Source organism: Pseudomonas sp. 21LCFQ02, assembly GCF_024129895.2.
GTDB lineage: Bacteria > Pseudomonadota > Gammaproteobacteria > Pseudomonadales > Pseudomonadaceae > Aquipseudomonas.
In genome coordinates, this window is record NZ_CM178749.1 from 2,969,641 (window position 1) to 2,990,964 (window position 21,324).

At 59.6% G+C, this 21,324-nt stretch carries 21 protein-coding genes; 17 read left to right on the forward strand and 4 right to left on the reverse strand.

All coding sequences use genetic code 11. From position 1 onward, the window contains the following. Window positions 1–198 precede the first annotated feature (198 nt). The 6 genes from pyrG to NJC40_RS13220 all read left to right on the forward strand — a co-directional run bounded on the left by pyrG (window position 199) and on the right by NJC40_RS13220 (window position 5,813). Window positions 199–1,830, forward strand: coding sequence for a CTP synthase (pyrG, locus tag NJC40_RS13195; RefSeq protein ID WP_045488719.1), 1,632 nt, complete (start codon window positions 199–201; stop codon window positions 1,828–1,830). Window positions 1,831–1,847: 17 nt separating this feature from the next. Further along, complete coding sequence (gene kdsA, locus NJC40_RS13200; protein ID WP_045488722.1) at window positions 1,848–2,693, forward strand: 3-deoxy-8-phosphooctulonate synthase; 846 nt, start codon at window positions 1,848–1,850, stop codon at window positions 2,691–2,693. A 141-nt stretch (window positions 2,694–2,834) separates the two neighbouring features. Then, on the forward strand, window positions 2,835–4,124 hold the full coding sequence (gene eno / locus NJC40_RS13205; protein ID WP_045488724.1) for a phosphopyruvate hydratase: 1,290 nt from the start codon (window positions 2,835–2,837) through the stop codon (window positions 4,122–4,124). Between the two features lie 294 nt (window positions 4,125–4,418). After that, complete coding sequence (gene ftsB / locus NJC40_RS13210) at window positions 4,419–4,697, forward strand: cell division protein FtsB (protein ID WP_045488725.1); 279 nt, start codon at window positions 4,419–4,421, stop codon at window positions 4,695–4,697. An 8-nt stretch (window positions 4,698–4,705) separates the two neighbouring features. Beyond that, a complete protein-coding gene (ispD, locus tag NJC40_RS13215; RefSeq protein ID WP_253138900.1) occupies window positions 4,706–5,416 on the forward strand; it encodes a 2-C-methyl-D-erythritol 4-phosphate cytidylyltransferase in 711 nt (236 codons plus the stop codon). Window positions 5,417–5,513: 97 nt separating this feature from the next. Further along, window positions 5,514–5,813, forward strand: a complete 300-nt coding sequence (locus NJC40_RS13220; protein WP_253138897.1) for a hypothetical protein — start codon at window positions 5,514–5,516, stop codon at window positions 5,811–5,813. A gap of 11 nt (window positions 5,814–5,824) precedes the next feature. Here the strand turns inward: NJC40_RS13220 and NJC40_RS13225 are convergent, their stop codons facing one another. Further along, window positions 5,825–6,727 carry a LysR family transcriptional regulator gene (locus tag NJC40_RS13225; RefSeq protein WP_045488728.1) on the reverse strand — a complete coding sequence of 301 codons (903 nt, stop codon included), beginning with the start codon at window positions 6,725–6,727 and terminating at the stop codon, window positions 5,825–5,827. Between the two features lie 123 nt (window positions 6,728–6,850). Here NJC40_RS13225 and NJC40_RS13230 point away from each other — a divergent pair, with 123 nt between their 5' ends. The 8 genes from NJC40_RS13230 to rpoS all read left to right on the forward strand — a co-directional run bounded on the left by NJC40_RS13230 (window position 6,851) and on the right by rpoS (window position 14,054). Beyond that, the gene (locus NJC40_RS13230; protein ID WP_253138894.1) at window positions 6,851–7,963 is read left to right on the forward strand and encodes an S-(hydroxymethyl)glutathione dehydrogenase/class III alcohol dehydrogenase; all 1,113 of its coding nucleotides are present in this window, start codon (window positions 6,851–6,853) and stop codon (window positions 7,961–7,963) included. A gap of 80 nt (window positions 7,964–8,043) precedes the next feature. Then, window positions 8,044–8,892 (forward strand): S-formylglutathione hydrolase, encoded by an 849-nt coding sequence (fghA, locus tag NJC40_RS13235; protein ID WP_253138891.1) that lies wholly within the window; start codon window positions 8,044–8,046, stop codon window positions 8,890–8,892. Window positions 8,893–8,958: 66 nt separating this feature from the next. After that, entirely contained in the window at window positions 8,959–9,432 is a 474-nt protein-coding gene (gene ispF, locus NJC40_RS13240) for a 2-C-methyl-D-erythritol 2,4-cyclodiphosphate synthase (RefSeq protein WP_253138888.1), read from the forward strand. Beyond that, window positions 9,429–10,487: a tRNA pseudouridine(13) synthase TruD gene (gene truD / locus NJC40_RS13245; protein WP_045488739.1), complete on the forward strand. Its 1,059-nt coding sequence runs from the start codon at window positions 9,429–9,431 to the stop codon at window positions 10,485–10,487. The genes ispF and truD overlap by 4 nt, the downstream gene beginning before the upstream one ends. Beyond that, the gene (gene surE, locus NJC40_RS13250) at window positions 10,475–11,224 is read left to right on the forward strand and encodes a 5'/3'-nucleotidase SurE (RefSeq protein WP_045488742.1); all 750 of its coding nucleotides are present in this window, start codon (window positions 10,475–10,477) and stop codon (window positions 11,222–11,224) included. The genes truD and surE overlap by 13 nt, the downstream gene beginning before the upstream one ends. A gap of 35 nt (window positions 11,225–11,259) precedes the next feature. Next, the gene (locus NJC40_RS13255; protein ID WP_045494436.1) at window positions 11,260–11,895 is read left to right on the forward strand and encodes a protein-L-isoaspartate(D-aspartate) O-methyltransferase; all 636 of its coding nucleotides are present in this window, start codon (window positions 11,260–11,262) and stop codon (window positions 11,893–11,895) included. Between the two features lie 185 nt (window positions 11,896–12,080). After that, window positions 12,081–12,938 (forward strand): peptidoglycan DD-metalloendopeptidase family protein, encoded by an 858-nt coding sequence (locus NJC40_RS13260; RefSeq protein ID WP_253138885.1) that lies wholly within the window; start codon window positions 12,081–12,083, stop codon window positions 12,936–12,938. A 105-nt stretch (window positions 12,939–13,043) separates the two neighbouring features. After that, the gene (gene rpoS / locus NJC40_RS13265) at window positions 13,044–14,054 is read left to right on the forward strand and encodes an RNA polymerase sigma factor RpoS (RefSeq protein ID WP_045488748.1); all 1,011 of its coding nucleotides are present in this window, start codon (window positions 13,044–13,046) and stop codon (window positions 14,052–14,054) included. 529 nt (window positions 14,055–14,583) lie between these two features. On the opposite strand, the gene fdxA is transcribed toward rpoS, so the two are convergent. Together fdxA and mutS are read right to left on the reverse strand one after the other, a co-directional pair. Then, complete coding sequence (gene fdxA, locus NJC40_RS13270; protein WP_045488752.1) at window positions 14,584–14,907, reverse strand: ferredoxin FdxA; 324 nt, start codon at window positions 14,905–14,907, stop codon at window positions 14,584–14,586. 245 nt (window positions 14,908–15,152) lie between these two features. Continuing rightward, window positions 15,153–17,720, reverse strand: a complete 2,568-nt coding sequence (mutS, locus tag NJC40_RS13275; protein WP_253139493.1) for a DNA mismatch repair protein MutS — start codon at window positions 17,718–17,720, stop codon at window positions 15,153–15,155. 208 nt (window positions 17,721–17,928) lie between these two features. On the opposite strand from mutS, the gene NJC40_RS13280 reads away from it, so the two are divergent. The 3 genes from NJC40_RS13280 (at window position 17,929) to recX (ending at window position 20,062) form a co-directional block, all read left to right on the forward strand. Then, window positions 17,929–18,429: a CinA family protein gene (locus NJC40_RS13280; protein ID WP_253115197.1), complete on the forward strand. Its 501-nt coding sequence runs from the start codon at window positions 17,929–17,931 to the stop codon at window positions 18,427–18,429. Between the two features lie 92 nt (window positions 18,430–18,521). Then, the gene (gene recA, locus NJC40_RS13285) at window positions 18,522–19,589 is read left to right on the forward strand and encodes a recombinase RecA (RefSeq protein ID WP_045488768.1); all 1,068 of its coding nucleotides are present in this window, start codon (window positions 18,522–18,524) and stop codon (window positions 19,587–19,589) included. 8 nt (window positions 19,590–19,597) lie between these two features. After that, window positions 19,598–20,062: a recombination regulator RecX gene (recX, locus tag NJC40_RS13290; protein ID WP_253115195.1), complete on the forward strand. Its 465-nt coding sequence runs from the start codon at window positions 19,598–19,600 to the stop codon at window positions 20,060–20,062. A 5-nt stretch (window positions 20,063–20,067) separates the two neighbouring features. On the opposite strand, the gene NJC40_RS13295 is transcribed toward recX, so the two are convergent. After that, a complete protein-coding gene (locus NJC40_RS13295) occupies window positions 20,068–21,183 on the reverse strand; it encodes an LOG family protein (protein ID WP_253138882.1) in 1,116 nt (371 codons plus the stop codon). Between the last annotated feature and the right edge of the window lie 141 nt (window positions 21,184–21,324).

A 21,324-nucleotide genomic window follows, 5' to 3' on the forward strand; every position in this document is an offset into this window, starting at 1 on the left:
GTTTTACCTCCAGTGTTTGCTGGGCAATCTTCAAAGTGTGGCGCTATGCAAAGGACAGGACAGGCTTATGCTCGGTCGTTCTTCAACGCAGCAGTTTTCGGAGTGCACCATGTACCCTGTCGGTAACCGGGGGCTTCGGCCTTCCTTCGCTTTCCCCGGCGGCTCTGACCGCTTTAACGCAGACTTCTAGGGTTTTTCATGACGCGCTACATCTTCGTCACGGGCGGTGTTGTTTCTTCATTGGGGAAAGGCATTGCCTCTGCATCTTTGGCGGCCATCCTGGAGGCGCGGGGACTTAAGGTCACCATGCTCAAACTGGACCCGTACATCAACGTCGATCCGGGCACCATGAGCCCGTTCCAGCACGGTGAAGTGTTCGTTACCCACGACGGCGCCGAAACCGACCTGGACCTGGGTCACTACGAGCGGTTCATCCGCACCACGATGACCCAGAACAACAACTTCACCACCGGTCGTGTGTACGAGCACGTGCTGCGCAAAGAGCGCCGTGGTGATTATCTGGGTGCGACCATCCAGGTCATTCCGCACATCACCGACGAAATCAAGCGCCGCATCATCAAGGGTGCTGCCGACGCTGATGTGGCGTTGGTCGAGATCGGCGGTACCGTGGGCGACATCGAGTCGCAACCGTTTCTCGAAGCTATCCGCCAGTTGCGTTTCGAAGTCGGCGCCAAGCGCGCCATGCTGATGCACCTGACTCTGGTTCCGTACATCGCTACCGCTGGCGAGACCAAGACCAAGCCTACCCAGCACTCGGTCAAGGAACTGCGCTCGATCGGCCTGCAGCCAGACGTTCTGGTATGCCGTTCCGATCACCCGATCGATGTCTCGTCGCGTCGCAAGATCGCCCAGTTCACCAACGTTGAAGAGCGTGCGGTGATCGGTCTGGAAGACGCCGATACCATCTACAAAATCCCGGGCATCCTGCACTCCCAGGGGCTGGACGATTTCGTCGTCGAGCGCTTCGGCCTGCAGTGCGGTGGCGCGGACTTGTCCGAGTGGGACGCGGTGGTCGACGCCAAGCTCAACCCTGAGCACGAAGTCACCATCGCCATGGTCGGTAAATACATGGAACTGCTCGACGCCTACAAGTCGTTGATCGAAGCCATGAGCCATGCCGGTATCACCAACCGCACCAAGGTGAACCTGCGTTACATCGACTCCGAAGACATTGAAAACCAGGGCACTGGCCTGCTCGAAGGGGTGGATGCCATTCTGGTGCCGGGCGGCTTTGGTCTGCGCGGCGTGGAAGGCAAGATCACCGCCGTACAGTACGCCCGTGAAAACAAGGTGCCGTACCTGGGTATCTGCCTGGGCATGCAAGTGGCGGTCATCGAGTTCGCCCGTAACGTGCTGGGCTGGAAAGACGCCAACTCCACCGAGTTCGACCGCACCGTCGAGCATCCGGTGGTTGGCCTGATCACCGAGTGGGAAGACGCCACTGGTGCGGTCGAGACCCGCACCGAAAGCTCCGACCTGGGCGGCACCATGCGTCTGGGTGCCCAGGAATGCCAGTTGCAAGCCGGTTCCAAGGTCCATGACTGCTATGCCAAGGATGTGATCGTCGAGCGTCACCGTCACCGTTACGAGGTCAACAACAACCTGCTGCCGCAACTGATTGAGGCTGGCCTGCAGGTTTCGGGTCGCTCCGGTGACGGCGCGCTGGTTGAAGTGGTCGAGGCACCGGATCATCCATGGTTCGTCGCTTGCCAGTTCCACCCTGAGTTCACCTCGACGCCACGTGACGGCCATCCGTTGTTCAGCGGCTTCGTCAAGGCCGCGCTGGCTCAACATCAGAAGAACGCCTGATTCGGGATACCAAGTACATGGCTCAGAAAACCATCCGCGTCGGTTCCATCGAGATTGCCAACGACAAGCCTATGGTGTTGTTTGGCGGCATGAACGTGCTCGAGTCCCGTGACCTGGCCATGCAGATCTGTGAAGAGTACGTGCGGGTGACCGAGAAGCTCGGCATCCCGTACGTGTTCAAGGCCAGTTTCGACAAGGCCAATCGTTCGTCGGTCAACTCGTACCGTGGCCCTGGCCTGGAAGAAGGCCTGCGCATCTTCGAAGAGATCAAGCGCACCTTCAACGTACCGCTCATCACTGACGTGCACGAGCCGCATCAAGCGGCTCCTGTCGCCGAGGTCTGCGACATCATCCAGTTGCCTGCCTTCCTGTCGCGCCAGACCGATCTGGTCGTGGCGATGGCAAAGACTGGCGCGGTGATCAACATCAAGAAGGCCCAGTTCCTCGCGCCTCAGGAAATGAAACACATCCTGACCAAATGTGAAGAAGCGGGTAACGAGCAACTGATTCTCTGCGAGCGCGGTTCGAGCTTCGGCTATAACAACCTGGTCGTGGACATGCTCGGCTTCGGCATCATGAAGCAGTTCCAATACCCGGTGTTCTTCGACGTGACCCATGCCCTGCAAATGCCGGGCGGTCGCAGCGATTCCGCCGGCGGCCGTCGCGCCCAGGTTCTGGAACTGGCCAAGGCCGGTTTGTCTCAGGGCCTGGCGGGGCTGTTTCTGGAAGCCCACCCGGATCCGGATCAGGCCAAGTGTGATGGTCCATGTGCCTTGCGCCTGAACAAGCTTGAGCCGTTCCTCACCCAGCTAAAGGCGCTTGACGATCTGGTGAAAAGTTTCGCCTCTGTCGAAACCGCCTGATAGCGGTTTCCGGTAAAGTGCCGTGCCCGGTGGTCTTGCCTGTCAAGACGCCGGGCCACCATCGGGCCTGACTGTTTTTCGCCCGCTGTGTATCGTTTTTACTGCTGTGTCGTTCTCGTCTATCCCGGAGTGTTTACAACAATGGCAAAAATCGTCGACATCAAAGGTCGTGAAGTTCTCGACTCCCGTGGCAACCCCACCGTGGAAGCAGATGTACTGCTCGACAACGGCATCATCGGTTCGGCCTGTGCGCCGTCCGGTGCCTCAACCGGCTCGCGTGAAGCGCTTGAGCTGCGTGATGGCGACAAGAGCCGTTACCTGGGCAAAGGCGTTCTGAAAGCCGTTGCCAACATCAATGGTCCGATCCGCGACCTGCTGCTGGGCAAGGATCCGGTAGACCAGAAAGCTCTGGATCGCGCCATGATTGAGCTGGACGGTACTGAGAACAAAGCCACCCTGGGTGCCAACGCCATCCTCGCGGTGTCCCTGGCTGCTGCCAAGGCCGCTGCCCAGGATCAGGATCTGCCACTTTACGCGCACATCGCCAACCTCAACGGCACGCCGGGTCAGTACTCGCTGCCGGTGCCGATGATGAACATCATCAACGGTGGTGAGCACGCTGATAACAACGTCGATATCCAGGAATTCATGGTTCAGCCGGTTGGCGCCAAGACCTTCTCCGACGCGCTGCGCATCGGCACCGAGATTTTCCATCACCTCAAAGCCGTGCTGAAGGCTCGTGGCCTGAACACTGCCGTCGGTGACGAAGGTGGTTTCGCCCCTAACCTGACGTCCAACGAAGACGCCCTGAGCGCCATCGCCGAAGCCGTTGAAAAAGCCGGCTACAAGCTGGGCACCGACGTGACCCTGGCACTGGACTGCGCGGCCAGCGAGTTTTATGAAGGCGGCAAGTACAACCTGTCCGGTGAAGGCAAGTCGTTCGACGCCGAAGGTTTTGCTGACTACCTCAAAGGTCTGACTGAACGTTTCCCGATCATTTCCATCGAAGACGGTCTGGACGAGTCTGACTGGGCTGGCTGGAAGATCCTGACTGACAAGATCGGTGCCAAGGTGCAACTGGTTGGCGACGACCTGTTCGTGACCAACACCAAGATCCTCAAGGAAGGCATCGAGAAGGGTATCGGTAACTCGATCCTGATCAAGTTCAACCAGATCGGCACGCTGACCGAAACCCTGGAAGCCATCCAGATGGCCAAGGCCGCCGGTTACACCGCAGTGATCTCGCACCGCTCCGGTGAAACCGAAGACTCGACCATTGCCGACCTGGCCGTGGGCACTGCTGCTGGCCAGATCAAGACCGGCTCGCTGTGCCGCTCCGACCGCGTTTCGAAGTACAACCAGCTGCTGCGCATCGAAGAGCAACTGGGTTCCAAGGCTGTGTACCGCGGTCGTGCAGAGTTTCGCGGTTGAGCCATAAGTGTTAAAACGGCAAGACCCGCAGGCAACCTGTGCGGGCCTTGGCCAACGTTGTAATGTATTGAGCCTGGCATCTGTCAGGCTCAATGCTGTTTGTCGCATGTGGGCACCTCTAAAAACTAGCTGCGTTGCCATCGCTGCGTTAAAAACAGGCTCACAATGCTCATTTACAACCCGTAAACTCCGCTTGCTTGCCTGTTTTTGCCTTTCGCTGGCTGCCTCACCTACGTTTCTAGAGGCACCCATGTGTTGGCTCTGCCGTCTTCTTACCGGGTAACTGATATTTCAATGCGCAGTCCTTACTGGTTGTTTCTTGTCCTTCTGCTGTTGCTGGGCGGTCTGCAATATCGACTTTGGGTGGGTAATGGCAGCCTTGCGCAAGTCGCCAGCCTGACCAAACAGATTGAAGAGCAGCGGGCCGAGAATGAAAGCCTGCTGGAGCGCAACCGGGTTCTGGACGCGGAGGTCATGGAGTTGAAGAAGGGCCTGGAAACCGTCGAAGAGCGTGCCCGTCACGAGCTTGGCATGGTCAAGGACGGCGAAACCCTCTATCAACTGGCTCGCTGAGTAAGCTGATGACTAGCGTATTGCCTGCCTTTTGGGCAGTTATTCCTGCAGCGGGTGTGGGTGCCCGCATGGCAGCTGACCGTCCCAAGCAGTACCTGCAATTGGGCGCTCTGACTATTGTTGAACACAGCCTGCTGTGTTTTCTCGATCATCCTCGCCTCAAGGGGCTGGTGATCAGCTTGGCGGCGGATGATCCCTACTGGCCGACCTTGCCCTGCGCGCTGGATTCACGCGTCCAGCGTGTCGATGGCGGCAAGGAACGGGCCGATTCGGTGCTCAATGCGTTGTTGCATCTGCATGCGCAGGGTGCTGACGATGACGATTGGGTGTTGGTGCATGATGCGGCGCGGCCTAATCTGTCGCGTGGCGACCTGGATAACTTGCTGTCGGTACTGGCCGATGACCCGGTGGGTGGTCTGTTGGCGGTGCCAGCGCGCGATACGCTCAAGCGCGCTGATGACCAAGGGCGGGTGACGGAAACCGTGGACCGCAGTTTGATCTGGCAGGCGTATACGCCGCAGATGTTTCGCCTGGGCACTTTGCATCGGGCTTTGGCTGACAGTCTGGTGGCTCACGCTGCAATTACCGATGAAGCTTCGGCTATTGAATGGGCCGGGCAGGCGCCGCGGTTGGTCGAGGGGCGGTCGGACAATATCAAGGTCACGCGGCCGGAAGATCTGGAGTGGTTGCGGCAGCGGCGCTCGTTTGGTGGGGCTTGAAAGAGCCTTGAGCGATGTACATTCGCCGCTGCGGTGGTGGGTGTTAGTCACCTTTGCGCTTTTACAGCGGGTCACTTTTGCCTAGCGCGCGTTTGGCTTGAGCTCGTTGCTGTTGCTGTTGCTGTTGCTGTTGCTGTTGCTGTTGCTGTTGCTGTTGCTGTTGCTGTTGCTGTTGCTGTTGCCGTTGCCGTTGCCGTTGCCGTTGATTTTGATCTTCGAGCCGAGATGGCATAGGCGACGCCGAACGCGACGATTGGCGCAGGCCAAGACCGGAGCAAGCGGTTTGGTTCCTTTGCCAAGACAAAGGAACTCGCCCAGCAGGGCGAAACCTGCAGCCCAGCCACCGCTAGGCAAGATTTTCCATCTCTTTAAATGCCAAATGTTAATTCGCGGCTAAAGCCGCTCCTACTAACCCCCGCCCACATATTCTTTACGCTGCGCCAACCCCTGCTTGAGGTAATCCACCAGCTTGCGCACTTTCGGCGACAGGTGGCGTTGCTGCGGATACAGCGCCCACACCGCGGTATTGGGCGGCTGGTGCGCTTCAAGTAGCGACACCAGCGCACCGCTTTGCAAGTGCTCCAGCACGTAATAGTCCGGCAACTGACACAACCCCATGCCATTCAAGGCGGCGTCCAGCACCGCCTGACCGCTGTTGCAACGCCAGTTACCCTGGATCCGTTGTGAAAACTCCCGACCGTTGTATTGCAGCAGCCAGGTGTCGCTGCTGCCGATCAGGCAGTTATGGCGGTTGAGCTCCGACAGGCTGTGCGGTCGGCCGTAGCGCTCTAGGTAGGACGGTGAAGCGCACAGATACATGCGTCGCGGTGCCAGGCGTGCTGCCACCAGTCGTGAATCCTGTAGCCGCCCGAGGCGAATCGCCAGGTCCAGGCCCTCGTGAACCAGATCCAGCGTATCGTTAGACAGCTCGATGTCGATGCGCAACTGTGGGTACTGCTCCATGAAGCGTGTCACCAACGGTGCGATGAAGCGCTCGCCGTAAGCAACGGCGCAGGTCATGCGCAGCAAACCCTTTGGCTCGCTGGTCAGGTCGCCCACGGCACGCAAGGCTTCCTCGCGGCCATCCTGCAAACGCTGGCAGTGCTGCAAAAATGTCTGGCCGGCTTCGGTCAGCGCCACGCGCCGGGTGCTGCGATACAGCAAGCGGGTCTGCAGACGCTCTTCGAGGCGCACGATCTGCCGGCTAATGTGCGATGACGACACCCCCAGACGCTGCGCAGCGGCGGTGAATTGCCCGCACTCGGCAACTGCGACGAACTCGTCCATTCCTTCCCAGCCACTGCTGAACATCGATTATCCCTGTATGGCAATAATGTTTTGCTTTTACCCGATTATTCACCAGAGCAGCCTGTAATACACTGCTGAAATCACTTTTTACCCTTCAAGCCCATAAAGCCTCCCAAGGAGAACCGCATGATCAAGTCGCGTGCCGCTGTAGCTTTCGCCCCTAACGAACCTCTGCGTATCGTTGAAGTCGATGTCCAGCCGCCTCGTGCTGGCGAAGTGCTGGTGCGTGTCGTGGCCAGCGGCGTCTGCCACACCGATGCCTACACCCTGTCGGGTCAGGACTCTGAAGGCATCTTCCCGTGCATTCTCGGTCACGAGGGTGGCGGTATCGTTGAGGCGGTGGGTGAGGGTGTCACCTCGCTGCAGGTGGGCGATCACGTCATTCCGCTGTACACCGCCGAGTGCGGCAAGTGCAAGTTTTGCACCTCCGGCAAGACCAACCTGTGCCAGGCGGTGCGTGCCACTCAGGGCAAGGGCCTGATGCCTGACGGCACTACCCGGTTCAGCTACAACGGCGAGCCGGTCTACCACTACATGGGCTGCTCGACGTTCTCCGAGTACACCGTGCTGCCGGAAATCTCTCTGGCCAAAATCCCCAAGGAGGCGCCGCTGGAGAAGGTCTGCCTGCTGGGTTGCGGCGTGACCACCGGTATCGGTGCAGTGCTCAACACCGCCAAGGTCAAGGAAGGCGACACCGTAGCCATCTTCGGTCTGGGCGGCATCGGTCTGGCGGCGATCATCGGCGCCAAGATGGCCAAGGCCTCGCGCATCATCGCCATCGACATCAACCCGGCCAAGTTCGACATCGCCCGTGAGCTGGGAGCCACCGATTTCGTCAATCCAAAGGATCACGAGCGTCCGATCCAGGACGTCATCGTCGAGCTGACCGATGGCGGCGTGGATTACTCCTTCGAGTGCGTCGGCAACGTCAACCTGATGCGCGCCGCGCTGGAATGCTGCCACAAGGGCTGGGGCGAGTCGGTGATCATCGGTGTTGCCGGCGCTGGCCAGGAAATCTCCACCCGTCCGTTCCAGTTGGTGACCGGTCGGGTATGGCGTGGTTCGGCGTTCGGCGGCGTGAAAGGCCGTACCGAGTTGCCGTCCTATGTGCAGAAGTCGGAAACCGGCGAAATCCCGCTGGACAAGTTCATCACCCACACCATGGGCCTGGACGAGATCAACCATGCGTTTGAACTGATGCATGAAGGCAAGAGCATCCGTTCCGTCGTCCACTTCTAAGAGCGCTGCAAGTTTCAAGCAGCAAGTGGAGTTCGCTCTTGCTTGCCGCTTGTAGCTTGAGGTTTATAGCTGGAGGCTCCATGAGTCTGGAAAATATCTCCTGCCAGAAAAGCTTCGGCGGCTGGCACAAGCGTTACAAGCATCACTCCAAGGCACTGGGCTGCGACACGGTGTTTGCGGTCTATCTGCCGCCGCAGGCCGAACAGGGTGGCAAGCTGCCGGTTCTATACTGGCTGTCGGGGCTGACCTGCACTGACGAGAACTTCATGCAGAAAGCCGGTGCCCAGCGCCTGGCCGCCGAGCTGGGGTTGATCATCGTGGCGCCGGATACCAGTCCGCGCGGGCCGGATGTTGCCGGTGACCCGGATGGGGCCTGGGATTTCGGTCTGGGCGCCGGTTTTTATCTCAACGCCACCGAGCAGCCATATGCCCGGCACTACCGGATGTACGATTACGTGGTCGATGAACTGCCCGCGTTGATCGAAGAGCATTTTCCGGCTTCCCAGGCCCGTGGTATCAGCGGCCACTCAATGGGTGGTCACGGTGCGCTGGTCTGCGCGCTGCGCAATCCGGGTCGCTACCAGTCGGTCTCGGCCTTTTCACCGATCAGCAACCCGGTGGATTGCCCGTGGGGGCAGAAGGCCTTCTCGCGTTATCTAGGCGAAGACCGTTCGCGCTGGCGCGAGTGGGATGCCAGCCTGCTGCTGGCCCAGGCCACGCAGAAGCTGCCAATCCTGGTCGACCAGGGCGACCGTGATGATTTCCTGGTCAACCAGCTCAAGCCCGAGGCGCTGGTACAGGCTGCCAAGGCGGCCGGACATCCGCTGAACCTGCGTATGCAGCCTGGCTATGACCATAGCTACTACTTCATCGCCAGCTTCATCGAAGAACACCTGCGCCATCACGCGACGGCCCTCAAAGCCTACTGACAGGCCGCCCCAAGGTCTGCCAAAGCAGGTAGAATCTCGCCCTGACTTTTATCGGGGCGTTTTTCTATGCGTATAGGCCATGGCTACGATGTGCACCGTTTCGCCGAAGGCGATTTCATTACCTTGGGCGGCGTGCGGATAGCACACGGTTTCGGCCTGTTGGCACATTCCGATGGCGATGTCCTGCTCCACGCCCTGAGCGATGCTCTGCTGGGTGCAGCAGCGCTGGGCGATATCGGCAAGCACTTCCCGGATACCGACCCGCAGTTCAAGGGCGCCGACAGCCGCGTGCTGCTGCGTCATGTGATCAAGCTGGTCGGGGAGAAGGGCTGGAAGGTCGGCAATGTCGACGCCACCATCGTTGCCCAGGCGCCCAAGATGGCCCCGCATATCCAGGCCATGCGCGAGCTGATTGCCCAGGACCTGCAGGTCGATCTCGATCAGGTCAACGTCAAGGCCACTACCACGGAAAAACTCGGCTTCGTCGGCCGTGAAGAAGGCATCGCGGTGCATGCCGTCGCGTTGTTGTTGCGCGCATGACCGAACTCGAACTGCTTGGCCCGCGGGCTTATGGCGATGCGCTGGGCACCGCGCAACTCAAGGCGGTGGCCGAAGATTTCCAGGTCGATGAAGTGCTGGACATCCCGTTGTCTGGCGATGGCGAACACCTGTGGCTGTGGGTCGAGAAGCGTGAGCTGAACACCGAGGACGCTGCGCGTCGTCTGGCGCGGGCTGCGGGCGTGCCGTTGCGCACGGTCAGTTATGCCGGCCTCAAGGATCGCCAGGCGCTGACCCGCCAGTGGTTCAGTATCCAGTTGCCGGGCAAGGCTGACCCTGATCTGGCTGGCGCAGAGGATGCCAGCCTGGCGATCCTCAAGCGCGGCCGGCATCGGCGCAAATTACAGCGCGGTGCCCACTCGGCCAACGGTTTCACCTTGCGTCTGACTGCGCTCAATGCCGACAAGGTGGCCTTGGACAAACGTTTGCAGGCCATTGCCGCGCAGGGTATTCCCAACTACTTCGGTGCCCAGCGCTTTGGTCACGACGGCGGCAATTTGCCGCACGCTCGTGAATATGCCGAGCGCATGGCGTTGCCCGAGCAACGCGCGGTACGCTCGCGGCTGTTGTCGACGGCGCGCAGTTATCTGTTCAACCGGGTACTGGCCGCACGGGTCGCCGACGGCAGCTGGAACCGCGCCCAGGTCGGCGACTTGCTGGCATTCACTGACAGCCGCAGCTTTTTCCCGGCCGGGCCTGAGGAATGCAACGACCCGCGGCTGGCGATTCTCGACCTGCACCCGACCGGCCCGCAGTGGGGCGAGGGTAATTCACCTGCGGCGGCGGCCACGGCGGAACTCGAGAATGGCGTGGCTGCGCAGGAGCCGGCATTGCGTGACTGGCTGGTAAGGGCGGGAATGGAACACGAGCGTCGCATCCTGCGACTGCCCATCGGTCGTCTGACGTGGCATTATCCCGAGCCTGACATTCTGCAACTGGAATTCGTCCTGCCGCCTGGATGTTTCGCGACCGTACTGGTCCGCGAACTTGTCGATCTAGTGCCGGTGGGGCTTACGGATAACCCATGCGTATTCTGATTTCTAACGATGACGGGGTCGCCGCGCCCGGTCTGGCAGCGTTGTATGCAGCGCTGTCGGATTATGCCGAGTGCGTGGTGATCGCCCCTGACCAGGACAAGAGCGGTGCCAGCAGTTCGCTGACCCTCGATCGTCCACTGCACCCGCAGGTGCTGGCCAACGGCTTTATCAGCGTCAACGGCACCCCGACCGACTGCGTCCATCTGGGCCTTAATGGTCTGTTGCCGGACGAACCGGATATGGTGGTGTCCGGGATCAATCTGGGCGCCAACCTGGGCGACGATGTGCTGTATTCGGGGACTGTGGCCGCAGCGCTGGAAGGCCGGTTTCTGCAACGCCCGAGCATCGCCTTTTCGTTTTTGTCGCGTCAGCCGGACAACCTGGCCACGGCGGCGCATTACGCGCGCCTGCTGGTCGAAGCGCACGAGCAGCTCGATCTGCCTGCGCGTACGGTGCTGAATGTGAACGTGCCCAATCTGCCGCTGGACCGGATACGCGGTATCCAGTTGACCCGCCTGGGGCATCGCGCCCGTGCGGCTGCGCCGGTCAAGGTGGTCGACCCGCGCGGCCGCGCCGGCTACTGGATTGCAGCCGCCGGAGATGCGGAGGACGGCGGTGCCGGGACTGATTTTCATGCCGTGATGCAGGGCTATGTGTCGATCACGCCATTGCAGCTTGATCGCACCTATCGGGATGGTTTCGACAGCCTGAACGTCTGGCTGGAGGGGCTGCGTTGAATTCAAGGGATGATCTGCTGCGCCGTGGTATCGGCATGACCTCGCAACGCACCCGCGAGCGTCTGATCCAGCGTCTGTACGAAGAGGGGCTGAGCAACTCCCGGGTACTGGATGTAATCCTCAAGACGCCCCGGCATCTGTTTGTCGATGAGGCCCTGGCGCACCGCGCCTATGAAGATACGGCTTTGCCGATCGGCCATAACCAGACCATCTCCCAGCCATACATGGTGGCGCGCATGAGCGAGTTGCTGCTGGAGGCTGGCCCGTTGGACAAGGTGCTGGAGATTGGCACCGGTTCGGGCTACCAGACGGCGGTATTGGCGCAACTGGTTGAACGGGTGTTTTCTGTCGAGCGGATCAAGGTCCTGCAGGACCGTGCCAAAGAGCGTCTGGTCGAGCTGAATCTGCGCAATGTGGTGTTCCGCTGGGGGGATGGCTGGGAAGGCTGGCCGCCGCTGGCGCCCTACAACGGTATCATCGTGACTGCAGTGGCCGCTGATGTGCCTCAGGCGCTGCTCGATCAATTGGCGCCTGGTGGGCGGATGGTCATCCCGGTTGGGGCGGGTGAGGTTCAGCAACTGATGCTGATCATCCGTGAGGAACACGGCTTTTCCCGACACGTACTGGGTTCGGTGCGCTTTGTGCCGTTACTCAATGGACCGCTGGCGTGAGTGGTCGCAGTGAATTCTGCCCGCGCTTACCGGTCTATCCAGCACCCCGGATGTGGCAAGGTGGCACTAGCGAGCGGTGGCTGTGCACCAGAGGCTAGCGTTCGTAATGGTTACACTGGCGGTTCAGTGGTGTTGCGACACAATTGAAGTCTTTCCAATTCAGTCACCAGTAAAGGGAGTGGCGGGTGAGTCATAGGGTCATTCGACAGCTTGGTTCTTTCGCAGGTTTTCAGCATCTGCTGCTGGGCGTTGTGCTCAGTGTTGTGCTGGTTGGCTGTGCCAGCTCGCCTTCGGGCGGCGTGAGCGTCGTCGATCGCAACGGCAATGCCGTCGCGCAACGGGCGCCGGTCACCAAGGGGCAATACGTGGTCAAGCGCGGTGACACCCTGTTTTCCATCGCCTTCCGCTACGGCTGGGACTGGAAGGCTCTGGCGGTGCGCAATGGAATTCCCGAGCCTTTCACCATTCGTCCGGGGCAGACAATCCGTTTTGACGGCCGCTCCGACCCGGCGCCAGTCGTGGCGACCCGTGCTCCGGTGGTGACTTCCAGTTCCACCACCAGCAGTGGTTCAGGCTCTGTAAAAACCACGGTCATTTCCAAGCCGGTGGCTGTCACGCCGGTGGTCATTGCACCTGCGGCAACCACTCCGGGCGGCGCCGCCGAGCGTTCGCCGAGCGGCTGGACATGGCCGGCCAGTGGCGTGTTGATAGGCAAATTTTCATCAAACGGTAGTTTGAATAAAGGAATTGATATCGCCGGGGATTTGGGACAGCCTGTTTTGGCAGCGTCTGATGGATCTGTTGTTTACGCCGGAAGTGGATTACGGGGCTACGGCGAATTGATCATCATCAAACACAGCGATACCTACGTCAGCGCCTACGGTCACAACCGCAGGCTCTTGGTACGGGAAGGACAACAAGTCAAGGCAGGGCAGACAATTGCCGAGATGGGGTCAACGGGAACTGACCGGGTGAAGCTGCACTTTGAGATTCGCCGTCAAGGAAAGCCTGTAGACCCTCTGCAATTTTTGCCACGCCGTTGAGTGTTGCCAGCCTGTTCCTGACGTAATTAGGAACAGGCTCAAGTGTTGCCACGGAGATCAGGCGACGCTGGAGCTTGAGGTCGAACTCACCAAAGGACTATAACAATGGCTCTTAGCAACGGGGCGCCGGAGTTTGACATCGATGATGAAGTGCTCCTCATGGACGCTGGCATTGTCCTGGAGCAGGTGTCGGACGAGAAGCAGCCGTCTACTGCAGTCTCGGCTCGCACCAAGGCCAAAACTTCCTCGTCGCTCAAACAGCACAAGTACATCGATTACACCCGGGCGTTGGACGCCACCCAGCTGTATCTGAACGAGATCGGTTTCTCTCCCTTGCTGTCCCCGGAAGAAGAAGTCCATTTTGCACGCCTGTCGCAAAAGGGCGATCCGGCCGGCCGCAAGCGCATGATCGAGAGCAACCTGCGGCTGGTGGTCAAGATTGCCCGGCGGTACGTCAACCGCGGTCTGTCTCTGCTCGACCTGATCGAAGAAGGTAACCTGGGGCTGATCAGGGCGGTCGAGAAGTTCGACCCCGAACGCGGCTTCCGGTTCTCGACTTATGCGACCTGGTGGATTCGCCAGACCATCGAGCGGGCGATCATGAATCAGACGCGGACCATCCGTCTGCCGATTCATGTGGTCAAGGAGCTGAACGTCTACCTGCGTGCAGCGCGCGAGTTGACCCAGAAGCTCGATCACGAGCCTTCCCCGGAAGAGATCGCCAACCTGCTGGAAAAGCCGGTCAGCGAAGTCAAGCGCATGCTTGGGCTCAACGAGCGGGTGTCCTCTGTGGACGTCTCGCTGGGGCCTGATTCGGACAAGACCCTGCTCGACACCCTCACCGATGATCGGCCAACCGACCCGTTTGAGCTGCTGCAGGACGATGACCTTTCCCAGAGCATCGACCAGTGGCTGTCAGAACTGACCGAGAAGCAACGTGAGGTGGTGATCCGTCGCTTCGGTCTGCGTGGTCATGAAAGCAGTACCCTGGAGGATGTGGGGCTGGAGATCGGCCTTACCCGTGAGCGGGTGCGGCAGATTCAGGTCGAGGGGCTCAAGCGTCTGCGCGAGATTCTGGAAAAGAACGGCCTCTCCAGCGAATCCCTGTTCCGCTAGGCTGGCGAGCGAAAAAGCCGATATCAACCAACCCGATGTTGATATCGGCTTTTTCATATCTGCATATTCTTATGACATATTGCTGACAATAGCGTTTATATGTCCGCATTTTATCCTGTAACCAATACTTTCAGCGACTGATGACTGCGCGTGTAATCCATTGCTTACCCATGTTGTAAGTCGTTGTAGTCCTGGGTTGCAGATTATTAGCTATAGAGTATTGGGAAGTTTCCCATCCTGTTGATTTGAATGGGGTTTCAGGTTTTTGACGTGAAGCTTCGCCGGTTGTTTCCGGTTTTCAGGGCATTGCCCTGAGCGAAAAAATCACTAGTATCTGAACTGTGCCAACGGAGTGGCGCAGGCGCTCAAGGAAGAATGCCTCAGGGACATCGCAGGATGCGATTCATCAGGATGATGAAAGGGATCAAATGGACCATGGAAAAAATGTGGGCGGTCATACCGCCCCTTTTTTTGCCTGCCCGAAAGTGTCGGCAGGCGCTGCGCGAATGGCCCGCGCAGAACCCTGGAATCAACGCTCCAGATCGGCGATCTTGCCGGTCTTGCCGTCCCACTCGGCAGCATCCGGCAAAGCGTCCTTGCGTTCGGTGATGCTTGGCCAGATTTCTGCCAGTTCGGCGTTGATCTCGATGAAGTTCTCCATGCCAGCCGGGATCTCGTCTTCCGAGAAGATGGCCTGGGCCGGGCATTCAGGCTCGCACAGTGCGCAATCGATGCACTCATCCGGGTGAATCACCAGGAAGTTCGGGCCTTCGTAGAAGCAGTCCACCGGACAGACTTCTACGCAGTCGGTGTACTTGCACTTGATGCAGTTGTCGGTGACGACGAAGGTCATTTCTAATTTTCTCCTCAGGCGGCGGCAGCATCGCTGTGTCAGCCAGCGATACCGGGCTCGGGAATGACACCGGGCCGAATGAAAGCACGTGCAGGTAAGCGGCCTTAAGGCAGGTTGGTTGAATCCGCCTGCCGCTTGACCTTGGTTCGCTGCGTGTTCACGCGGCTCATATGACTGCTCGACCAGATTCAAACTGAGAGCATCCCAAAACCGCGCAGGATTCTAACAGCTTGTTACGCTTCGCGTCATAGTCGAGTTTGCAATGAATACAATAAGTCCAGAGCCTGACGCGGAGTCAGGTCATCGGGCTTGATCCGCCCCAGTTCTTCAAGTACCGGATGGGGCAGGCTGGCGAACAGGTCGTTTTGCACGGGGGCTGCAGGTTTTCCGGCTTTTGCCTTGGGCAGGTCGTGGGGCAGGCTGGTGGTTTCCAGGCGTTGCAGATGCTCTTTGGCACGGCTGATGACCCGCGCCGGAACGCCGGCCAGCTGGGCCACGGCAAGGCCATAGCTCTGGCTGGCAGGGCCTGGCAGCACCCGGTGCAGGAACACGATCCGTTCGTTGTGTTCGGTGGCATTGAGATGTACGTTGCTGACCAGCGGCTCGCTCTCGGGCAGCACGGTCAACTCGAAGTAGTGGGTCGCGAACAGCGTATAGGCGCGCAATTGGGCGAGACATTCTGCCGCAGCCCAGGCCAGCGACAATCCGTCGAATGTGCTGGTGCCACGACCGACTTCGTCCATCAACACCAGGCTGCGGTCAGTGGCATTGTGCAGGATATTGGCCGTCTCGCTCATCTCGACCATGAAGGTCGAACGGCCGCCGGCCAGGTCGTCACTGGAGCCAATCCGGGTGAAGATCCGGTCGACCAGCGACAGCTCGCAAGCCGCAGCCGGGACGAAGCTGCCGATATGGGCCAGCAAGACAATCAGCGCGGTCTGACGCATGTAGGTCGACTTACCGCCCATGTTGGGACCGGTGATCACCAGCATGCGCGTGTTGTCGTCCAGTGCCAGGTCGTTGGCCACGAAGGGGCTGGACAACACCTGCTCGACCACCGGGTGGCGGCCTTGCTCGATCTTCATGCACGGTTGCGCGACGAAGTCCGGGCAGTTGAGGTCCAGATTGAGGGCCCGTTCTGCTAGGTTGCTCAGGACGTCCAGCTCGGCCAGGGCCGCTGCGGTGTCCTGTAACGGCGCAAGATGGCCGATCAGGTCTTCAAGCAGGGTTTCGTAGAGGATCTTCTCCCTGGCCAGGGCGCGGCTTTTGGCCGACAACGCCTTGTCTTCGAACTCCTTGAGTTCCGGGGTTATGAAGCGTTCGGCGCCCTTGAGGGTCTGGCGCCGAATGTAGTCGGCCGGTGCCTGTTCGGCCTGCTTGCTAGGCAGCTCGATGAAGTAGCCATGGACACGGTTATAGCCGACCTTGAGGTTGGCCAGGCCGGTGCGGGCCTTCTCTCGGGCCTCAAGGTCGATAAGGAACTGGCCGGCGTTCTCGCTCAGCGATTGCAGCTCGTCCAGCTCGGCATCGTAGCCGGTCTTGAGCACGCCGCCGTCGCGGATCACCGCGGGCGGGTTATCGATAATTGCGCGTTGCAGCAGGTCTGCCAGTTCCGGGTAAGTGCCGGCGGTTTTCGCCAGTTGTTGCAGGTGCGGCGCCTCCAGATCGGCCATCGCCTGTTGCAGGTCGGGCAGGGCGCTCAGCGCATCGCGCAATCGAGCCAGATCACGAGGGCGCGCATTGCGCAGGCCGATCCGCGCCAGTATGCGTTCAATATCACCGATTTCCTTGAGCTGCGGTTGCAGGTTTTCGAAGCGGTAGCGGTCCAGGAAGCAGGCGATCGCGCTCTGGCGGGCCTGGATCACGCCAAGGTCGCGCAGCGGGCGGTTCAGCCAGCGAATCAGCATGCGGGTCGCCATCGGTGTCTGGCAGCGGTCCATGACCGACAGCAGCGTGTTGTCGCGCCCGCCTGCCAGGTTGGTGTCCAGTTCCAGGTTGCGCCGGCTGGCACCATCGAGAATCACTGTATCGTCCATGCGCTCGTGGCGCAGGCTGCGCAGGTGAGGCAGGGCGGTACGCTGGGTTTCTTTGGCATAACCGAGCAGGCAGCCGGCAGCGCCGATGGCCAGGGTCAGGGTTTCGCAGCCAAACCCCTTGAGGTCCTGAGTACCGAACTGTTGGCACAGGCTCTTGTGCGCTGTGTCACGCTCAAAGTCCCAAGGCGCGCGGCGTCTGGCGCCACGGCGTTTTTCTGCCGGCAGGCCCTGTGGCCAGTCGTCGGGGATCAGCAACTCGACCGGGTTGATCCTTTCCAGTTCGGCCAGCAGGTTCTCCCAGCCCTTGATCTCCTGGACGCTGAACAGACCGCTGGTGATGTCCATCACCGCCAGGCCGAACAAGCGCTCATCGCCGAGCAGGGCGGCCAGCAGGTTGTCACGGCGCTCATCGAGGAGCGCCTCATCACTGATCGTACCGGGAGTGATGATGCGAACCACCTGGCGTTCTACCGGTCCCTTACTGGTGGCCGGGTCGCCGATCTGCTCGCAGATCACCACCGACTCGCCGAGTTTGACCAGTTTGGCCAGGTAACCTTCGAGTGAGTGGAAGGGAATGCCGCACATGGGGATGCTTTGACCTGCCGACTGACCGCGGGCGGTGAGGGTGATATCCAGCAGCTTGGCGGCTTTTTTCGCATCTTCGTAGAAGATTTCGTAGAAGTCGCCCATGCGATAGAACATGAGTTGGTCTGGATGCTGGTTTTTCAGTTTCCAGTACTGCTGCATCATCGGGGTGTGGGCGGACAGATCGGTAATGGCTTTATTCATCAGTGGGTCAGGCGGGTTCGTTCTATAAAGTAAGGGCGCTTCAAGGCAGACGAGTTGTCTGCCGACCAATGACATCAAGGTTACCATGCGCATCAGGTCGAATCATGACCTCACGTTTTGCTGCTGCCTTCTACCTCGATTCCCTGTGTAGACTTTGCGCCCAACTTATCCAGATCAATGGCATCAGGAGTGCTGCATGGACGACCTTACCCGGCTTGCCGGCTTGCTTGGTGAGCATCTGCAACGTCTGCAGGCTCAGGTCAGCACCGCCGAGTCTTGTACCGGTGGCGGTATTGCCGAAGCCATTACCCGCATAGCGGGCAGTTCGGCCTGGTTCGAAGCCGGCTATGTGACCTATTCCAATGCGCAGAAAACCCGCCAGCTGGATGTGCCGCAAGAACTGTTCGCCAGCGTGGGTGCAGTCAGTCAGGAGGTTGTGCAGGCCATGGCCCTCGGTGCGCAGCGTCACAGTGGTGCACGGTTTGCGGTGGCGGTCAGTGGTGTCGCCGGGCCAGGCGGCGGCTCTGCGTCCAAGCCGGTCGGTACGGTGTGGCTGTGCTGGGTGGCCGGCGAGCAGATCATTGCCCGTTGCCATGTGTTTGCCGGTGATCGGGATGCCGTGCGCCGACAGACGGTAAAGGCTGCGCTAGAGGGGCTCGTAGGGCTTTGTGCTGGAGAAAACTCCAAACAGGGGTAGGCGTTCGCTCAAGGCTGTGGAATAATACTGGCTACTTATACAGGTGTTGTGGCCGCAAGGCCCTTTTTGAATTTGATTACGTGAGGACTTCAATGGACGAGAACAAGAAGAAAGCCTTGGCTGCGGCCTTGGGTCAGATCGAGCGTCAATTCGGCAAAGGTGCCGTAATGCGCATGGGTGACCACGAGCGCCAGGCGATTCCTTCCATCTCTACCGGCTCGCTGGGTCTGGACATCGCGCTGGGCATTGGTGGCCTGCCCAAAGGCCGGATCGTTGAAATCTATGGTCCGGAGTCTTCCGGTAAGACCACCTTGACCCTGTCGGTCATTGCCCAGGCCCAGAAAATGGGCGCTACCTGCGCCTTCGTTGACGCCGAGCACGCGCTGGACCCCGAGTATGCTGGTAAATTGGGTGTCAATGTCGACGACCTGCTGGTGTCGCAGCCCGATACTGGTGAGCAGGCGCTGGAAATCACCGATATGCTGGTGCGTTCCAACGCTGTTGACGTGATTGTTGTCGACTCCGTGGCAGCACTGGTACCCAAGGCTGAAATCGAAGGCGAGATGGGTGATATGCACGTGGGCCTCCAGGCCCGCCTGATGTCCCAGGCGCTGCGCAAGATCACCGGTAACATCAAGAACGCCAACTGTCTGGTCATTTTCATCAACCAGATCCGGATGAAGATCGGTGTGATGTTCGGTAGCCCGGAAACCACCACCGGTGGTAACGCCCTCAAGTTCTACGCTTCGGTCCGGCTCGACATCCGCCGTACCGGCGCTGTGAAAGAGGGGGATGAAGTGGTCGGTAGTGAGACCCGGGTCAAGATCGTCAAGAACAAGGTTGCGCCACCGTTCCGTCAGGCTGAGTTCCAGATCCTGTACGGAAAGGGCATTTACCTTAACGGCGAAATCATCGACCTGGCTGTGGCCCATGGCTTCCTGGAAAAATCCGGCGCCTGGTACAGCTACCAGGGCAACAAGATTGGCCAGGGCAAGGCCAACTCGGCCAAGTTCCTTGCCGAGAATCAGGAAATTGCCAAGGCACTTGAAAAGCAGATTCGAGACAAACTGCTCAGTGGTGGTGCCGCTGCTGCCGACAACCGCACAGCGGACATCGATGAGTCCGCTGACGATATGGCTGAAGCTGACGCCGATATCTGATTGCGCTCATGACCACCGTACTCGATACGCCTGTCGCTGTACGGCGTTCTGCAATGGACCTGCTCGCACGACGCGAGCATGGTCGTGTCGAGCTGACGCGCAAGTTGCGTCAGCGCGGCGCCCCGCCTGAAATGATCGAAGCTGCTCTGGATCGTCTTACCGACGAAGGACTGCTTTCCGAAGCCCGTTACCTTGAGAGTTTTGTCGCCTCGCGTGCACGTTCCGGCTACGGTCCCTTACGCATTCGTGAGGAGCTGGGGCAGCGTGGTCTGGCGCGTGCCGATATCGAGCAGGCGCTAAAAGAGTGCGAGGTCGATTGGCGAGCTCGTCTGTCTGAAGTCTGGCAGCGCAAGTTCGCAGGCCGGCGACCCGCCGATGCGCGTGAGCGGGCTCAACAAACCCGCTTTCTGGCTTATCGGGGTTATCCAATGGATCTGATTGGCCGCTTGTTAAGCGGCCGAGAAGACGACTGATCCGTTCAGAGCGCGCCGAGCGCTGAGGATTGTTCTGCTGCCGACGCTATGGTTTTCTCAGCCCGGTTCTGTGGCTCGTTGATCACGTCTATCAATTCTCTGAGGCGCCCCTGCTGACGGCCGGTGGAGTTGAACGTCAGACGGCTGAGCTGGCTGAAGCGTTCTTCGTCGTGATCGGGATGGTAGCTGTGTTGCTCAAAGCTGCCGCTCAGGCACAGGTCGGCAAATTCCTCACGTATCTGCTCCAGCGCTGTTTCGCTAAGCGCATGATGCATGCGGATCACAAAGGTCTTCTTCATCCAACGGGTTGAATGGAAATTGCTGTAAAAGCGATTGATCTCATCGACGGCCTGTTCAGGGCTGTGCACCAGACGCATGAGCTTCATGTCGCTGGGCAGTATGTAGCGGTTGTCCTGCAACTGGTTTTTCATGAAGTCCAGCGCGCTCTGCCAGAAGCTGCCGTCAGCTGTGTCGAGCAGTACCACCGGTACCAACGGGCTTTTGCCGGTCTGGATCAGGGTCAGTACTTCCAGGGCTTCGTCCAGCGTGCCGAAACCACCTGGGCAGAGCACCAGCGCGTCCGCTTCCTTGACGAAGAACAGCTTGCGGGTGAAGAAGAAGTGGAACGACAGCAAATGGTCGCTGCCATCGACGATCGGGTTGGCGTGCTGTTCGAACGGCAAGGTGATATTCAGACCCAGGCTGTGACTGAAACCTGCTCCTTCATGAGCTGCGGCCATGATGCCGCCACCGGCACCGGTGATGACCATCAGGTCGGCTCTGGCCAGTTGTTCACCCAGGTTTCTGGCCATGGCATAAAGCGGATGCTCTACAGGTGTACGGGCAGAACCGAATACGGTGACTTTACGGCGCCCCTTGAACTGTTCCAGTACGCGAAAGGCATTGTCCAGTTCGCGCAGGGTCTGCAAGACGATCTTGGCGTTCCAGCGGTTGCGGTCATCTTCGGCCATGCGCAGCACCGTCAGGATCATGTCGCGGTACAGCGGCAGGTTGGCGGTGGCTGGTGCGATCTGCCTGATGTGCTCCTCGATCTGCGAGGTGATGTCCAGGCCGTTGCTCTGGAAGTGCCGGGCTAAAACGTCGTTGGCTACATACGGCATAAAGGTCTTCTCCTTCGACAGGCATTGGTTGCTTTTGAACAAGCGCACTTTCGAACGGTGCTGAGGTGTCCTGTCGGTGTACGTGGTTGACGGAATACGTGGGGTGTCCGCACGTAGTCCGTAAAGCGCAGAGCATCTGCA

Excerpts from the sequence above, each read along its gene's own strand:
- fghA (WP_253138891.1), top strand. The coding sequence starts at position 8,044 with ATGAGTCTGGAAAATATCTCCTGCCAGAAAAGCTTCGGCGGCTGGCAC.
- ispF (WP_253138888.1), top strand. The coding sequence starts at position 8,959 with ATGCGTATAGGCCATGGCTACGATGTGCACCGTTTCGCCGAAGGCGAT.
- recA (WP_045488768.1), top strand. The coding sequence starts at position 18,522 with ATGGACGAGAACAAGAAGAAAGCCTTGGCTGCGGCCTTGGGTCAGATC.
- ispD (WP_253138900.1), top strand. The coding sequence starts at position 4,706 with ATGACTAGCGTATTGCCTGCCTTTTGGGCAGTTATTCCTGCAGCGGGT.
- rpoS (WP_045488748.1), top strand. The coding sequence starts at position 13,044 with ATGGCTCTTAGCAACGGGGCGCCGGAGTTTGACATCGATGATGAAGTG.
- ftsB (WP_045488725.1), top strand. The coding sequence starts at position 4,419 with ATGCGCAGTCCTTACTGGTTGTTTCTTGTCCTTCTGCTGTTGCTGGGC.
- eno (WP_045488724.1), top strand. The coding sequence starts at position 2,835 with ATGGCAAAAATCGTCGACATCAAAGGTCGTGAAGTTCTCGACTCCCGT.
- recX (WP_253115195.1), top strand. The coding sequence starts at position 19,598 with ATGACCACCGTACTCGATACGCCTGTCGCTGTACGGCGTTCTGCAATG.
- NJC40_RS13295 (WP_253138882.1), bottom strand. The coding sequence starts at position 21,183 with ATGCCGTATGTAGCCAACGACGTTTTAGCCCGGCACTTCCAGAGCAAC.
- NJC40_RS13225 (WP_045488728.1), bottom strand. The coding sequence starts at position 6,727 with ATGTTCAGCAGTGGCTGGGAAGGAATGGACGAGTTCGTCGCAGTTGCC.
- NJC40_RS13230 (WP_253138894.1), top strand. The coding sequence starts at position 6,851 with ATGATCAAGTCGCGTGCCGCTGTAGCTTTCGCCCCTAACGAACCTCTG.
- kdsA (WP_045488722.1), top strand. The coding sequence starts at position 1,848 with ATGGCTCAGAAAACCATCCGCGTCGGTTCCATCGAGATTGCCAACGAC.
- NJC40_RS13280 (WP_253115197.1), top strand. The coding sequence starts at position 17,929 with ATGGACGACCTTACCCGGCTTGCCGGCTTGCTTGGTGAGCATCTGCAA.
- fdxA (WP_045488752.1), bottom strand. The coding sequence starts at position 14,907 with ATGACCTTCGTCGTCACCGACAACTGCATCAAGTGCAAGTACACCGAC.
- surE (WP_045488742.1), top strand. The coding sequence starts at position 10,475 with ATGCGTATTCTGATTTCTAACGATGACGGGGTCGCCGCGCCCGGTCTG.
- NJC40_RS13255 (WP_045494436.1), top strand. The coding sequence starts at position 11,260 with ATGACCTCGCAACGCACCCGCGAGCGTCTGATCCAGCGTCTGTACGAA.
- pyrG (WP_045488719.1), top strand. The coding sequence starts at position 199 with ATGACGCGCTACATCTTCGTCACGGGCGGTGTTGTTTCTTCATTGGGG.
- truD (WP_045488739.1), top strand. The coding sequence starts at position 9,429 with ATGACCGAACTCGAACTGCTTGGCCCGCGGGCTTATGGCGATGCGCTG.